Source organism: Micromonospora aridisoli (assembly GCF_056150025.1).
The window spans coordinates 387538-401609 of the sequence record NZ_JAXCFK010000002.1; the positions used below are offsets into that span (position 1 = coordinate 387538).

The window sequence follows — 14072 nt, forward strand, 5'->3', positions numbered from 1 at the left end:
CCGGGGTGCGCTGAGCTTGCTGTCGAGCTCAACCGTTTGTGCTCTCACTCGACAGCCTGATTCGTTTGTGCCGGGTCAGTCCTTGCGGTGCCGGCCCACGGGCAGCTCGCGAGGAATGCTGACGGGCGGGTGGTGGCGGGTGCCGGCGCGGGAGGTTGCCGGCCGGCGGCGCAGACCCAGCACCGCACCGATCTGCGCGCCGATGATGCTGGCCACGGCCAGTACGGCGGAGACAGCGAGCGGACGGTTCACCCGGTCGGGCTCGCCGGCCCGGGCCGCACCCACAGTCACCACCGGTGGGTGGGTGTCCGGCGCCTCGCCGCGCGGCGGATCCGGTTGCCGTTCATCGGTCGCGGCCGGAGCGGGCGTGGCCGAACCCGGCCGCTCCGCTCCGCCACCAGGGAACTCCACCGCTTCGCCGGGCCGTTCCGTCGAGCCCCCTGGCTTGGCTGGTGCCGGACGCGTGTCCTCGGTGCGCTCCGGCGCGGCCGGCTCGGGGGCGGGGCGGGGCTTCGCGGCCACCAACCGCCCGGTGGCGTGCGGTCGGGAGCCCTGGTCGCGTGCCTCCGCGGGCAGCTTGATCAGCTGGCCGGGACGGATCCGGTCGGGGTCCCGCAGCTTGTTCAGTGCCGCCAACCGGCGGTAGTCGTCGAAGTCGTCGAGGTAGCGATCGGCGACCCCGCCCAGGTAATCGCCCTTGGCGACCCGGTACACCGGTGCGTCGGCGGAGGGGGCCGCCCCGTCCGCCCGCGCGGCTGCCGCCGAAGACGCCGCTGGAGCCGCCGCCATCGTCGCTGGTCCGGCCGTCGTGGTGGCGGCCGTGGCGGCGGGGCTGGCGGCGAGGATCAGCGCGACCGACCCGACCAGCGCGGCGGCGGCCCGCTGCTGCCGGCCCATGCCGGGCAGCCGGGGTGCCGGCCGGTCCAGCGTCTGCGCGCCCAGCTCCACGAGCACCGACAGGGCGAAGGTGGCCCAGCCGAACCAGCCGACGATCGCCAACGCCCGCAGGAAGAGTTGCCCGTCGTCGCGGCTGGTCAGCGTGGTGCCGATCTCCGAGAGTGTGGGCACGTGGTCGGGGAGTGGGTTGCCGGCGAAGGCCAGCAGCGCGATCGGTCCGCCGACCAGCAGGCCGACCAGCACGACCAGCGCACCGAACCCGGTCAGCATCCGACCGACCCGCCGTACGGCGGTGCCACCCGATGCGGCCATGGCTACCTTCCTTCCCTAGGGAGCCCCGGTCAGCGCCCGCGCGGTCGCCTCACCGGAGACGGTGACGGTGTTGGAGAAGCCGAACAGGCCGAGCATCGCCCGGTCGTAGGTCACCTGGACGCGTACCCGGATCAGGGTCTCGCCGTTGACCACGGGGAAGGTCACGGTGTGACCGCTGGCCCCGGCGGCGGCCAGATAGTCCCGGACGGCGCGGCGGGCCTGCGGTTGGTTGATCCGCTTGGGTCCGCCCTCGATGGCGGTCGCCCGGTCGATGGCCTGGCCACCGGCGCGGGCCGCCTCGGCGGCCAGGTTCTCGGCGCGTTGCAGCGTGCGTAGCTGACCGGCGCCGTCGAAGGCCATGCCGATGATGGCGAGTACCCCGATCAGGGCCACGGCGAGGAAGATGCTCACCCGCCCGGCGTCGCCCCGCCCGGCCGTCATCCCCGGCTCCGGTAGCGGTCCAATGGCGAGGTGAACGAGGCGGTGAGCCGTTGCCCGTTCGGCATCGTCATCGCCGGCAGCCTGATGTCGGAGTAGGAGACGGTGCAGGCGATCTCGACGGTGACCGTCGCCTCCTGCCCGACGGCGCTGTTGAACGCCTGGTTGAAGGTGGTGGAGCGCCCCCCGACCGAGCCGCGGAAGGTCACCTGGGGGGCAGCGGTGCAGGCCACACCCCGCCAGTCGAGCTGCTGGCGGACCGCCTCCCGGGCCTCGGCGCGGGCGGTGGAGGCGTTGCGGGAGATCGAGGCGGCCCGGGCCGCGTCGTGCGCGGCGGCCTCCAGCGCCGCGCTGGCCACCGCGGTACGCCCGGCGACCCCGCCGAGCACCATCATCGCCACGAAGGCCGGCGCCAGCACCGCCACCTCGATCGACACGGAGCCCCGGCTCATCACGGCTCGGTCCATCGTTCGACCGTCCCGTGTGCCGTCTGCCGGACGGAGAAGCTGACCCCCGGCACCACCGACAGCGCCTTTCCGCTCACCGTGCAGGTCACATCGGTGGCGGTGACGGCGCAGCTCGGCCCGGGTTCGTCCCAGTCGACCAGCCAGTCCCCGGCGGCCCGGAGGAACCTGGCGGCGCGGTCCTCACCGGCACCCGCCGGGGCGTCGAGGAGCCGCGCCGCGTTGACCCCGCTCTGCGCCGCGTTCAACGCGGTCGAGCGGGCCACGAAGACGGCGGCGACCTGGATCGAGGCGAACAACATCAGCAGGACGGCCGGCATCGCCACCGCCAACTCGACCGGGTTACCACCCCGTTCGCCGTCACCTGGCGGCCGGTGGTGCCCAGAGGTCAGGGACCTCCGGCACCACCGGTCGGACAGGAACCGGCGCATGGTCACGGCGCCGACGGTCCAGGGATGGCGCTCATCCAGTTGTTGGCTGCGGCGAGGGCGGCGGCGGTCACGGCCAGGGCCACCGCCACCAGGCCAAAGATGATCACTGCGGTGGGCACCGGGCTGTCGCCACGGTCGCCGGACAGCTCGGCCAACCGCGCACGTAGCGCGACGTGCAGGTAGGTGAACACGGACATCGGGGGCTCCTTCACTCGGGGTCGGCCTAGAGGCGGGCCAGAAACGGGTAGATGGCGAAGCCGAGCAGGACGAAGACCAGCAGCGCACCGGGGATGTCGAGGCGGCTGGTCACCCCCTCGGCGCGGGCCAGGTTGTCGGTGCGGATCTGGTCGCGTAGCGAGTCGGCCCGGCTGCGCAGGGTCTCGTGCACCTGCGCGCCCTCGCTGCCGGAGGACCGCATGATGGCCCCGACGTCGCCCAGCTCCGGAATGCCGATCCGCTCGGCAAGATCCCGCAGCTCGTCCCAGGGCGAGTGCATCTGCATCTGGGCCATCCGCAGGGCCTCGGAGATCCGCTCGAAGACCCAGCCCTCGCAGATGGCGGCGGCCCGCTCCAGCGACTGCACCGGCCCGTGCGCCGCGGAGAGCTGCAACGCGACCAGGTCGAGGTAGGTGCAGACGGCCTGACGGAACTCGTCCCGCGCGGCGTCCGCCTTGGCCAGCACCGAGCGGTGCGCCACCAGGGCGCAGAGCAACGCCAGGCCGAGGCTGCCCAGGACCGGCACGGCCAGCGGCAACGAGACGCCGACGGTGAACAGCGTGACGCTGAGCAGGGCCGGCGCGGACAACCCGATCAGCGCCGACAGCAGCAGCGAGAGCGCGTACTGCTCGGGTGTGCGGTCGAGCAGGGCCAGTTGCCGGTGCGGTGGGCGCAGCCAGCGGGCCAACCCGGTGAGCCAGTCCAGGCGTCGGTCGGCGGGACCGGTGCGGGCGGTCCCCGGCGGCTGGTGCAGCCGGCGCAGCGCCGGGCCGAGCGCGGGCGTCGCCGGCACAAGTTCGCGGACGACCAGGAACACGCCCAGTCCGACACTGGCACCGGCGGCCACCGCGAGCGTGAGCTGCAGGTTCACGCCACCACCTCGCTCGGATCCGGTGCCGGCAGGAAACGGGCCGGTCGGGGTGGTTGGCTCATCGATCGCACCCAGGCCAGCAGGGCCACGAAGGCGGCACCGAGCACCGCCATCACGACCTGCCCGAACGGCGTGTCGTACGGCTGGACGTACTCGCGGTTGAGCAACCCGTACGCGATGGTGGCCAACGTCATCCCGGTGAGGAAGCGGACCGCGAACCGGGGCTGGGTGCGCTTGGCCTCGATCTCGCGCCGGGTCGCGACCTCCGCCGCGGCGGCCGAGGCGATGGAGCCGAGCACGTCGCCGAGGCGCTCGCCCCGGTCGGTCAGGTGCAGGATGAGCGCCGCGACCACCTGGTCGCAGACCGGGTCGCCGATCTCGTCGGCGAAGGCCAGCAGGGCGGAGCGGGCCAGCCAACCGGCCTGGAGCCGGGCGGCGAGCAGGCGTACCTCCTCCTGGATCTCCTCCGGCGCGGTGGTGACCGTACCGATGATCGCCTGCTGGAGCCCCTGCCCGGTGGCGGAGACGTCCTTGAGTCGGCGGGTCCACTCGCCGACCGCCTCGATCCGGGCGATGGCCCGCTGCTCGGCCCGACCGACCGAGAAGAGCCACGGGGTGCCGGGCACCGCCACCGCGACCAGCAGGCCCACCACGGGCAGGCCGGTGAGCAGGAAGGCCAGCGCCCCGGCGACCACCGCGCCGACCAGCAGCGTCTGGTGGGCGCGTCGTTCGCGTGCCGTGGTGCCGGAGCCGTGCCAGAGCCGCCCGAGCCCCGGACCCGCCCCGGGTGCCGGGCCGGGCGGGCGGCGGGTGCCGACGAGCGCGACGACCGCCAGTACCAGGCCGGCCACGCAGGCCGCCCCGGAGACCAGGGCGATCAGCTCGATGTTCGTACGCACCGGGTCACCGCCGGCCGAGTCGGGTCTGCCGGGGTCGACGCCAGGCGCCCTGGCCCGCCTCGATCCAGCGACTCAGCAGCCGGGCGTCGTAGCCCACCCGCAACAGCTGGTCCCGGACCCGCTCCGGCAGATGCCGGGGCACCGCCCGACCGTCCGGGCCGGGACCGAACACCTGCGTGGTGGTGATCCGGCTGCCCTCACCGACGCCGAGCACCTCCTCGACGTGCGAGACGAAACGGTGCTTGCGCCCGCCGATGCCGGTCTCGTCGTCGACGGTGACGTAGACGATCAGATCGAGCGCGTTGCCGGCCATCCGGCGGGCCTGGTCGACGGTCATCTCGCGGCCGTGCGCCAGCGCCAACTCGATGATCCGCTCGCTCACCCCCGCCGGGGTACGCGCGTGGATCGTGCACATCGACCCCCGGCTCGTGGTCATCGCCTGGAGCATCGGCACGATCTCCCGGGACCGCACCTCGCCGACGATGATCCGCAGCACGCCCATCCGCAGCGAGACCGGGATCAGGTCGGCGATGCTCACCTCGCCGGCGGGGCGGCCGTCCGGCCCGCGCTCGCCGTGCCCCTCCCGGGCCTCGAAGCTCATCACCGCCCGGTGCCGTTCGCCCCGTCGGGCGGGGAGCAGCTCGCGGCTCTCCTCCAGCAGCACGTACGGCTCGTCGGGCGGGATCTCGCTCATCAGCGCCCGGATCACGGTGGTCTTGCCGGCGCCGGCCAGCCCGGCGACCATGATGTTCAGCCCGGCCCGCATCGACGCCCGGAGGAAATCCCGCAGCAGCGGGTCGATCATCTCGTCCAGGTCGCCCCGGCTGCCGGCCAGGTCGTCCAGGGTGACGTCGAGGGTGTTGTGCTTGCGGATCACCGCGTACGGGCGGTGGCTGACCAGGAACACCGCCGCCAACCGGCTGCCGTCGGGCAGTTGCAGGTCGAGGGTGGGCTTCGAGGTGGACAGGGAGCGTTCCGTCGCGCCGGCCCGCCGGGCCGCCGCCTGGAGGATCTCCACCAGCTCGTCGTCGCTGTCGGCGATCGGGTCGGCCCAGTCGACCCCGCCACCGTGCCGGGTGATGCGCACCTGGTCGCAGCCGAGGATGTGCACCTCCTCGATGGTCTCGTCGACCAGCAGCGTCTGGAGTCGACCAAGGCCGGCCAGCTCGGCGGTCACCTGGTCGAGCAGCAGCCGTTCCTCACCGGCGGCCATCGGCGTGCCGGCGCGGCGTACCGCGTCGGCGTACTCGGCGACCAGTTCGACCGCGAGCCGGGCCCGCTCGGTGTCCTCCTCGGCGACGGTGAACTCCCGGCCACGCTGCCACCTGGTGAGCCGCTCGCTCAGCTGTCGGCGCAACTCGCGTACCACCTGGAAGTCCACCCGGGGCCGGGGCGGCGCGGGCGGCGGCGCGGAGACCGGGACCGGCACCGGTGGCGGCTGGTGGTGCCAACCGTTGACGGGGGACAGGGGCGGTGCGGTGGAGGTGGCGCCCGGTGGTTGCCGGCGCGGGTCGGACGAGACCGGCTCAAATCGCATCCGGCACCCCCTGGGAGACGGGCCACGCCAACCGGGCCCGCCGCCGTTCCAGCAGCCCGCCGATCGGTACCTCCAGCCCACGGGCCGCGCGCAGCAGCGGCCGGGTGGCCCGCACGGTCCCGCCGAGGGTCAACACCTCGGCGGTACGCGGGTCGTGCGGCAGCCGGGCGATCACCGGCAACTGGAGGGCCTTGCTGACCTCGCTCCGGCTGTGACCGCCGCCGACCAGCAGCAGGCGCAGGGTGCCCGGCGGCACCCGGTGCTCGGCGAAGTCCCGCTCGATGGCCTGGAGCATGGCCCGGGTACCGGAGAGGTCGGGCAGTTGCGCCCGGGTCACCACCAGCACCACCGACGCGGCGCGCAGCAGCGGCCAGGGCGGGCCGAGGACGTGCAGGCGGCCACAGTCGACGATCACGTCGTACGGCGGGTCGCCGCGCTCCAGGCCGGTGAAGAAGTCGGCGAAGCGCTGCCAGAGCGGGGTGACGCTGCCCGCCTGGGCGGGGTCGACCACTCCCGGCAGCAGCAGCCGCTCGCGGCGGGGCGCGTCGAGGTCGACCAGTTGCGACCAGAACGCGGTCTCCAGGTTGCCGTCCCGCAGCTCCCCGACGGCCAGTTCGCCGAGGCCGCGTGGCCCGTCGAGCGTGCCACCGAGGTAGCCGGCGAGGATGGAGCCGCCGGCCGGGTCGCACTCGGCGAGGATCAGTCGCCGGTGCCAGCTCAACGCGCAGGCCAGTGCCGTGGTGGTGACCCCCGGCGAGCCCTTGGCCGAGACCAGCGCGATGATCGCCATGCTCAGGCCGCCTTGGTCAGCACGACCGCGATCCGGTCCTGGGCGGCCAGCGCCACCACGGCCGGCACGTCCCGGACGGCGAGCGCCAGGTAGACGACGACCTCGTCCCGCCCGTCGGTGGAGACGGCGTCGGTGACGGTCGCGGTGAACCGGGTGGCACCGGAGGACGAACCGCCACCGCTGTCGTTGCTCGGGGTGCTGACCAGCAGCACCTGGTCGCCGGGGCGCAGCTTCGGCGCGGGCACCTGGGCCGCGCGCAGCCCGAGGGCGAGTTGCTGCTGCCCGGGGCCGAGCAGCGGGTCGTCGGTGAGCTGGGCCATGGTCAGCAGCGTGCCCGGGGCGAGGGAGACGGCGGCGCGCATTCCGATCACGTCGGCGAGCCGGGAGGCGGGCACCGGTTCGAGCCCCTGACCGCCGGCCACCTGCACCGACACCAGGTCGTCGGCGCTCACCACGCCGCCCACCTCGACCGCCCGGGCCACCGCCAGGTAGCTGCCGGTCGCCCGGACCGAGGTGACCGCGAACGCCGAGCCGAGTCCGCCGAGCGCGATCAGCAGGACGGCGAGGCCGAGCAGGCCGGGCCGGACCCGGCGTTGGCGGACCACCCGGGGAGGGGCGACCGGCGCGTCCACCGGGGAGGTTCCGTTGCGGGTCGCCACGCTCATCGGGTCCAACCTTCCGTTCGCGACTGCGTGGCTCGCGGGACCGGCTCACTCACCGCGCCACCACCTGTAGCTCGTTGATCTGGATGACGACCGGGCCGGTGGTGCGGGTGACACCGCCGATGCTCCCGCTGTCGCTGCGGTTGCTGGTCCACGTCACCGACCAGTGCGTGGTCGCCTGGACCGTGTACGTCCGGGCCTCGGCGTAGCCGTCGTGGTAGCCGCAGTCGGGGGAGCGCCGCCCGGCGTGCGGGCCCCGACGCTCGTACGCGGTGCCGGGGCCGGTGCAGGTGACGGTGTCGCCGTTGCCCATGTCCCAGACCACCCGGTTCACCTCGGCCTGGATCGTCACCCTCAGGCCCCGGTCCTCGGCGGAGGCGCTCAGCGGGCCGAACTGGTTGGGACCCGATTCGGCCCACATCCAGACCGGCAGACCGACCAGCCCGGGCCCGACGGACTTGCGCGGCGCGACCGACGCCCGGGGCGCGAGCAGGGTGATCGAGGCGAACGCCCGGCGGGCCAGTTCCTCCGGGTCCGGCGGCGCGCCGAAGCCCGGCGGCGGCGAGTCCAGCGGTACGAGGCTCTGGTCGCCGAGTGCGCCGCCGTAGCAGGTGCGCAGATACCACTGCCGGCCCGGCGGGGGCTCCGTGGGCGGCGACTCGGCGAGCTTGTAGTAGCAGCCGTCGCCGCTGTTGAACCAGCCCAGCACGTCGTCGTAGCAGGGAATGGTGCGGCCCTGCCACTGGCAGACGCCGCCACCGCCGCCACCGTTGTTGCCGCCGCTGCCGTTGTCGCCGCCGTTGCCGCCGCCACCGGGGGTGCCCGGGTCGTCGTCCCAGACGTTGCAGTTCGGCTGCGCCGGTGGGCATGAGGCTCCGGGGTCGGCCGCGGTCGCCGGAACCGCTCCGCCGGTCGCCAGCAGCACCGCCAGCGCTGCGCCGAGCAGCGCCCGCCGGACGACGGCGGCCGGCCTGCCGCGACCGTCGTGCCGCCCGGTCAGCACGGCTGGTCCTGGTGGGCCGCACCAGCGCTGATCCGCCAGCGGCCGTCGGGATAACGGGTGGCGGTGGCGGTGGCCAGGTGGCGGGAGCCGCGAGTACCGGGGACGACCTTGTCGTCGGCGAGGTAGATCAGCCGGTAGTTGCTGGCGTCGACGCAGTCCTGGATCTCGACCGTGGGCGGTTTGGCGTCGAGATCCATCGAGATGACGGTGGGGCCTTCGGAACGCAACGTGCCGGCGCTGACCGCGCCGTTGTCGCGGGCCTGGCGCAGGCTGAACCGGACCCGGGTCAGCAGCGGATCGGCGAGGTACCGGCTCAGCTCCGGCTCCTGGGGATCGCTGCGCCGGCTCGCCGTACGGGACGCGGTGAGATATCCGGAGTAGGCCGCCAGGGCCGCCTTCTCCGCTGCCGCCTCCTCGGCCGCCCGCTCGGTGCCGGCGGGTCGCTGCCGTTCGGATGCGGTGGTGGTGGACCCGTCCTGGGGGCCGCCGCAGGCGGTGGTCGTGCCGACCGTGGCCACCGCGACCAGGCCGGCCGTCCAGCGGCCCAACTGCCGTGCTCGCACCCTCGTGCCCTCCTCGGTGCCGACCCGACGAGCGCCCTCGCCGGCGTCTCCGGGCGTGCGGCGGCGCGACCGGAAGGGTTGCCTCCGGCCCTGCTCCAAACGCAGCCGCATTTACCGCTGTGGATACCTACAAATGCACTGCCCTGGCTGGTCGTGGGTTGTGGACGTGGGTTGCGTCACATCCAAGGGGCGAGCATAGGCTGACGCTAGCCAATGCAACAGAGGCAATTCATTCGAACACTCTGAGTCATGAAGGGTGGTGGCGTGGCATGGTTACCGGAAGGTTGCGAACGTCGGTCCGCCGGGTGTGGGGGTCGGTCGGGCGCGGACGGCCGGGCGGGCGATTGCGTCGTCCGGTGGGTCGACAACCAGGCGGTCGCAATGGGACGGGAAATGGCAATCGGTCCGATCCGTCCCCGGCAAATCGGCCGCTAATTGGCCGTCAATTGCCTTCGGTGGGAATTCCATCTGATCGTTCCGGGCATTCCGACCGACGCCCGGGCCGCGACCCGGCCGCACCGGCCGGACGTTCGTATCGCCACCCGAACCGACCGGGCACACTACCGTCCGTGACGGGGTGGTCGGCGTGAACCGGCCAGCCGTCCCGCAGGCGCCAGCGGACCGGACCCCCGCGCCGGGCGAACCACCGTCGGCAAGCGTGCGCCGCGCGCCTCGGGCGTGGCCGAGGGCATCGGCGGTGCTCGCGGTCACCCCGTTGCTGAGGTACGCCGTCGCCCGGCACGCCGTACCCCCGGGAACCGACCGCCGGACCGGCTGCGATGCCTGCGGCGCGCCGGTCGGCCCGCACCACCCGTGGCCGGCGCTCGGCCCGACCGCCCGCTGCGGCGGCTGCGGTACGCGGGTCGGTGCCCCGCCGGCCACCGTCGAACTGGCCGCCGTGGCCGCCGTGGTCGCGGTGCTGCTGACCCGCCCGCCCGTGATCGAACTGCTCGCCGCCGGATGGTGGCTGGCCTTCGCGCTGCCGCTGCTCTTCATCGACGTCGCCGTGCACCGGTTGCCCGACCGGCTGACCTGGCCGGCTGCCGCGGGCACCTGGCTGCTGCTCGGGCTGGCCGCACTGACCGGTGCCGGCGTGACACCGTGGCTGCGCGCCACCGCCGCCGGGCTCGGGCTGGCGTGCTTCTTCGCCGCCACCACCCTGCTGCTGGGTGCGCGGGGCTTCGGTATCGGCGACGCCAAGCTGGCGCTGAGCGCGGGGGCACTGCTGGGTTGGTACGGCTGGAGCATGCCCGTACTCGGGCTGCTGCTCGCGCTGACGCTCTCCGGCCTGGTCGCCCTGGGCCTGCTGGTAAGCGGCCGGGCACGCTGGTCGAGTCACCTGCCGTTCGGTCCCTATCTGGTGCTCGGCACCCTCGGTGCCCTGCTGCTGGTGTGGTGAACCGACCCACGGGGAATTGTCAGCCGGCAGGGATCGTCTGACCGCCTGGAGGCGCTGTGCACCCCGACCCCGATCGGTCGTTCCCGGAGACCGACGAGCCGCAGCCCGACGAGTGTTGGCGTATTCGGCGAACCCAGGACGACCTGGACCGGCTCGGCGAGACCGAGTCGGTCTTCGCGTTGAGCAACGGCTGGCTGGGCTGGCGCGGCACGCTCGACGAGGGCGAGCCGGTCGACATGCCCGGCAGCTACCTCAACGGGTTGCACGAACGCCGAGCGCTGACCTACCCCGAGGACGGCTACGCCTTCCCGCAGCTCAGCGACACGGTCATCAGCCCGCCGAACGCCACGCTCGTGCGGCTATGGGTCGGCGACGAGCCGCTCGACCTGCGGACCGGCACGGTGCTCACTCACGAGCAGGTGCTCGACCTGCGGACCGGCGTGGTCGAACGACGCACCGAGTGGATCTCGCCGGCCGGGCACGGGGTGCGGGTACGCAGCACCCGGCTGGTGTCGCTGTCCCGCCGCCGGGTCGCCGCCGTCGACTGGACCGTGGAGCCGTTGGACGGGTCGGTGGAGGTGCGGGTCTGCGCGGACCTGCTGGCCAACGAGCGGGTACCGGAACGCGCCGACGACCCCCGCGCCGCCTCGCTGATCCACGAGCCGCTGAACGCCGAACTGCACCGCGTCGACGGTGTCGACGCGCTGCTGGTGCACCGCACCGAGCACAGCGGGCAGCGGGTCGCGGTCGCCGTGGCGCACCGGCCGGCGGTACCGGAGCACGTCGCGATCGACGCCGACGCCGACGCCGCCCCGGACCGGATCCGGCTCAGCCTCGTCGGAGCGCTACGCCCCGGCGAGCGGGTCCGGCTGACCAAGTTCGCGGCGTACGAGTGGGCGTCCGTCGCCGACGCCGCCGTCGAGGAACTGGCCGCACGGGTGACGGCCGATGCCGACGCCGCACGTACCGAAGGCTTCGACGCTCTGCTCGCCGAGCAGCGGACCACCTTCGACAACGCCTGGCGCACCGCCGACGTGCTGCTCGACGGCGACGAGGAGTTGCAGCTGGCGATCCGGTTCGCGATGTTCCACCTCATCCAGGCGGGGCGGCCGGACGGCGACCGGGCCATCCCCGCCAAGGGGTTGACCGGCAACGGTTACGACGGGCACGTGCTCTGGGACACCGAGGGGTATGTGCTGCCGGTGCTCACCTACATCGCGCCGGAGGTGGCCCGGTCGGCGCTGCGCTGGCGGCACGCGCACCTGCCGGAGGCGTTCGACCGCGCGAAGGAGCTGCGGCTCACCGGCGCGACCTTCCCGTGGCGGACCATCAGCGGCCGCGAGTGCTCCGGCTACTGGCCGGCCGGCACCGCCGGCCTGCACGTCAACGCCGACATCGCCGACGCGGTCCTGCGCTACGTCGCGGCCACCGGCGACGAGGACTTCCGGTCCGGCCCAGGGCTGGACCTGCTGGTGGCCACCGCCCGCTTGTGGCACGGCTTCGGGCACTTCACCGACGACGGCAGCTTCCACATCGTCGGTGTCACGGGCCCGGACGAGTACGCCGCGCTGGTCGACGACAACCTCTTCACCAACCTGATGGCACGGCGGAATCTGCGTGGTGCGGCCGACGCCGCCGAGGCGTACCCGGAGGCGGCCGGCCGGCTGGGCGTGGACCCGACCGAGGTGGCCGGCTGGCGGGCCGCCGCCGAGGCGATGACCGTGCCGTACGACCCCAAGCGCGGGGTGCACCAGCAGGCCGCCGGGTTCACCGACCGGCCGGAGTGGGACTTCGCCAACACCGGTGACGACGACTATCCGCTGTTGCTGCACTTCCCCTACCTGGAGCTGTACCGGCACCAGGTGGTCAAGCAGGCCGACCTGGTGCTGGCCATGCTGCGCTGTCCCGGCGAGTTCACCGCCGAGGAGAAGACCGCCAATTTCGCCTACTACGAGGCGCGGACCGTCCGCGACTCGTCGCTCTCCGCCGCCCCGCAGGGGGTGCTTGCCGCCGAGCTCGGACACCTCGATCTGGCGTACGACCTCTTCGCCGAGTCGGTGCTCCAGGACCTGGAGGATCTCGGCGACAAGACCGGCGACGGGCTGCACCTGGCCTCGTTGGGCGGGGCGTGGCTGGCGCTGGTGCAGGGCTTCGGCGGCCTGCGTGACGACCGGGAGCTGCTGTCGTTCGACCCACGGCTGCCCGACCGGGTCGACCGGCTCGCGTTCAGCCTGCTCTGGCACGGGCACCGGCTGCACGTCACGCTGACCGCCGACGAGGCCCGCTACGAGCTGCCGGACGCCGACGCCGACATCACCATCGAGCTGTGGCACCACGGTGAGCGGCTACGGGTGACCGCCGGCCGGCCGACGGTCCGTCCGATGCCTGCGCTACCCGACCCCGGCCCCGAGCCGCCCTCCCCGCCCGGCCGCCGCCCCGCCCGCCGCTGAGGTCTGCGGACGGGCCGGTCGTCGGGGCCGGGACCGCCGCAGTCCGACGATGATCGACAGGACACGGCGTAGGCTGCGCGGATGCCCGAACTGGAACGGCTCGCCGCCGAGCACGCCGACGCGCTGCTGGCGTTCGAGCGGCAGAACCGTGAGTGGTTCGCGCGCTCAGTGCCGGACCGGGGCGACGACTACTTCGCCGCGTTCGCCGAGCGGCACGCCGCGCTCCTCGCCGAGCAGGCCGTCGGCCGGTGTCACTTCCATCTGCTGGTCGACGACGGGGAGGTGCTGGGCCGGTTCAATCTGGTCGACGTCGCGGGCGGCGAGGCCGAGCTGGGCTACCGGGTGGCGCGGCGGGCCGCCGGGCGCGGGCTCGCCACCGACGGCGTACGGCGGGTGGTCACGCTCGCCCGTGAGGCGTACGGTCTGCGCCGGCTGACCGCCGCCACCACCCTGGACAACGCCGCCTCGCTGGCGGTACTGCGGCGCGTCGGGTTCACGCCCGTCGGCGAGGTGTCACTGGACGGCCGCCCCGGGCTGCGGCACGTGCTCACCCTGGTCGCCGAGGACTGAGCCGCCGGACATCCGCTGCCGCACCGCCTCCAGCTCCTCGAACGCGTACGCCCAGTTGTGGCACTTGAAGCTGCGTAGCCCGTCGATCGGCGACCGGCAGTCGGCGCAGCGTACGCCGGGGATGGCGGCCGGCAGGCCGGTGTTGACGTAGCGGCGGTCGCCCAGGATCACGGTCGCGATCGTCATCGGGTTGTGCACGCCCTTGAGCGCCGAGGAGACGATGTCGTACCAGCTGATCCGGCGCCCACACTTCGGACAGTCCGGCTGGTCACCGCTGACCCACAGGGGCGCGCCGATGGTGCGTGGCGGCATGTTGAGCAGCTTCTCGATCCGCCGCACGTCGGCCTCCGGGGTGGTCCAGCGGTGCCGGCCCGGCAGCGAGGCGGGCGAGTCGTAGACGGCTTGGAACAGAGCGGGTTCGACCTCGACGGTCTCGCGTTCGCTGGTCATCGGCGTCCTTCCCGGACTTCTCGGCGTCCCAACCGTGGTCACCGGCGGGTGACGGGTGCAACCGGATCAACGACACGAGGCGGCGACCGGCCCCGGTCCGGGCGTACCCTCCGGGTGGGA

16 protein-coding genes are annotated in these 14072 nt (G+C 73.6%); 3 read left to right on the plus strand and 13 right to left on the minus strand.

The window, feature by feature from the left end:
• Positions 1 to 75: 75 nt before the first annotated feature.
• Genes SM447_RS05250 through SM447_RS05305 form a run of 12 tightly spaced genes read right to left on the minus strand, consistent with a single transcriptional unit; the run spans position 76 to position 9083 of the window.
• Positions 76 to 1209, minus strand: coding sequence for a LysM peptidoglycan-binding domain-containing protein (locus SM447_RS05250; protein WP_474571572.1), 1134 nt, complete (start codon positions 1207 to 1209; stop codon positions 76 to 78).
• A 15-nt stretch (positions 1210 to 1224) separates the two neighbouring features.
• Positions 1225 to 1650, minus strand: coding sequence for a pilus assembly protein TadG-related protein (locus tag SM447_RS05255; RefSeq protein WP_474571573.1), 426 nt, complete (start codon positions 1648 to 1650; stop codon positions 1225 to 1227).
• A complete protein-coding gene (locus tag SM447_RS05260) occupies positions 1647 to 2114 on the minus strand; it encodes a TadE/TadG family type IV pilus assembly protein (RefSeq protein ID WP_474571574.1) in 468 nt (155 codons plus the stop codon). Before SM447_RS05260 ends, SM447_RS05255 begins: the two co-directional genes overlap by 4 nt.
• On the minus strand, positions 2099 to 2542 hold the full coding sequence (locus tag SM447_RS05265; protein WP_474571892.1) for a TadE/TadG family type IV pilus assembly protein: 444 nt from the start codon (positions 2540 to 2542) through the stop codon (positions 2099 to 2101). Before SM447_RS05265 ends, SM447_RS05260 begins: the two co-directional genes overlap by 16 nt.
• Positions 2543 to 2544: 2 nt before the next feature.
• The gene (locus SM447_RS05270; RefSeq protein ID WP_474571575.1) at positions 2545 to 2739 is read right to left on the minus strand and encodes a hypothetical protein; all 195 of its coding nucleotides are present in this window, start codon (positions 2737 to 2739) and stop codon (positions 2545 to 2547) included.
• Between the two features lie 26 nt (positions 2740 to 2765).
• Positions 2766 to 3629 (minus strand): type II secretion system F family protein, encoded by an 864-nt coding sequence (locus SM447_RS05275; protein ID WP_474571576.1) that lies wholly within the window; start codon positions 3627 to 3629, stop codon positions 2766 to 2768.
• The gene (locus tag SM447_RS05280) at positions 3626 to 4528 is read right to left on the minus strand and encodes a type II secretion system F family protein (protein WP_474571577.1); all 903 of its coding nucleotides are present in this window, start codon (positions 4526 to 4528) and stop codon (positions 3626 to 3628) included. Before SM447_RS05280 ends, SM447_RS05275 begins: the two co-directional genes overlap by 4 nt.
• 4 nt (positions 4529 to 4532) lie before the next feature.
• The gene (locus tag SM447_RS05285; protein ID WP_474571578.1) at positions 4533 to 6065 is read right to left on the minus strand and encodes a CpaF family protein; all 1533 of its coding nucleotides are present in this window, start codon (positions 6063 to 6065) and stop codon (positions 4533 to 4535) included.
• Positions 6055 to 6855, minus strand: a complete 801-nt coding sequence (locus tag SM447_RS05290) for a CpaE/TadZ family protein (protein ID WP_474571579.1) — start codon at positions 6853 to 6855, stop codon at positions 6055 to 6057. The genes SM447_RS05285 and SM447_RS05290 overlap by 11 nt, the downstream gene beginning before the upstream one ends.
• 2 nt (positions 6856 to 6857) lie before the next feature.
• Positions 6858 to 7520: an SAF domain-containing protein gene (locus SM447_RS05295; RefSeq protein WP_474571580.1), complete on the minus strand. Its 663-nt coding sequence runs from the start codon at positions 7518 to 7520 to the stop codon at positions 6858 to 6860.
• Positions 7521 to 7569: 49 nt separating this feature from the next.
• Complete coding sequence (locus tag SM447_RS05300) at positions 7570 to 8517, minus strand: hypothetical protein (RefSeq protein WP_474571893.1); 948 nt, start codon at positions 8515 to 8517, stop codon at positions 7570 to 7572.
• Entirely contained in the window at positions 8514 to 9083 is a 570-nt protein-coding gene (locus SM447_RS05305; RefSeq protein ID WP_474571581.1) for a hypothetical protein, read from the minus strand. The genes SM447_RS05300 and SM447_RS05305 overlap by 4 nt, the downstream gene beginning before the upstream one ends.
• 658 nt (positions 9084 to 9741) lie before the next feature.
• Here SM447_RS05305 and SM447_RS05310 point away from each other — a divergent pair.
• The 3 genes from SM447_RS05310 (at position 9742) to SM447_RS05320 (ending at position 13502) form a co-directional block, all read left to right on the plus strand.
• A complete protein-coding gene (locus SM447_RS05310) occupies positions 9742 to 10482 on the plus strand; it encodes a prepilin peptidase (protein WP_474571582.1) in 741 nt (246 codons plus the stop codon).
• 56 nt (positions 10483 to 10538) lie between these two features.
• Positions 10539 to 12932: a glycoside hydrolase family 65 protein gene (locus SM447_RS05315; protein ID WP_474571583.1), complete on the plus strand. Its 2394-nt coding sequence runs from the start codon at positions 10539 to 10541 to the stop codon at positions 12930 to 12932.
• A gap of 81 nt (positions 12933 to 13013) precedes the next feature.
• Positions 13014 to 13502, plus strand: a complete 489-nt coding sequence (locus SM447_RS05320) for a GNAT family N-acetyltransferase (protein ID WP_474571584.1) — start codon at positions 13014 to 13016, stop codon at positions 13500 to 13502.
• On the opposite strand, the gene SM447_RS05325 is transcribed toward SM447_RS05320, so the two are convergent.
• On the minus strand, positions 13446 to 13952 hold the full coding sequence (locus SM447_RS05325; protein WP_474571585.1) for a hypothetical protein: 507 nt from the start codon (positions 13950 to 13952) through the stop codon (positions 13446 to 13448). The genes SM447_RS05320 and SM447_RS05325 overlap by 57 nt on opposite strands.
• Positions 13953 to 14072 lie beyond the last annotated feature (120 nt).

Excerpts from the sequence above, each read along its gene's own strand:
- SM447_RS05250 (WP_474571572.1), bottom strand. The coding sequence starts at position 1,209 with ATGGCCGCATCGGGTGGCACCGCCGTACGGCGGGTCGGTCGGATGCTG.
- SM447_RS05255 (WP_474571573.1), bottom strand. The coding sequence starts at position 1,650 with ATGACGGCCGGGCGGGGCGACGCCGGGCGGGTGAGCATCTTCCTCGCC.
- SM447_RS05260 (WP_474571574.1), bottom strand. The coding sequence starts at position 2,114 with ATGGACCGAGCCGTGATGAGCCGGGGCTCCGTGTCGATCGAGGTGGCG.
- SM447_RS05265 (WP_474571892.1), bottom strand. The coding sequence starts at position 2,542 with ATGCGCCGGTTCCTGTCCGACCGGTGGTGCCGGAGGTCCCTGACCTCT.
- SM447_RS05270 (WP_474571575.1), bottom strand. The coding sequence starts at position 2,739 with ATGTCCGTGTTCACCTACCTGCACGTCGCGCTACGTGCGCGGTTGGCC.
- SM447_RS05285 (WP_474571578.1), bottom strand. The coding sequence starts at position 6,065 with ATGCGATTTGAGCCGGTCTCGTCCGACCCGCGCCGGCAACCACCGGGC.
- SM447_RS05290 (WP_474571579.1), bottom strand. The coding sequence starts at position 6,855 with ATGGCGATCATCGCGCTGGTCTCGGCCAAGGGCTCGCCGGGGGTCACC.
- SM447_RS05295 (WP_474571580.1), bottom strand. The coding sequence starts at position 7,520 with ATGAGCGTGGCGACCCGCAACGGAACCTCCCCGGTGGACGCGCCGGTC.
- SM447_RS05320 (WP_474571584.1), top strand. The coding sequence starts at position 13,014 with ATGCCCGAACTGGAACGGCTCGCCGCCGAGCACGCCGACGCGCTGCTG.
- SM447_RS05325 (WP_474571585.1), bottom strand. The coding sequence starts at position 13,952 with ATGACCAGCGAACGCGAGACCGTCGAGGTCGAACCCGCTCTGTTCCAA.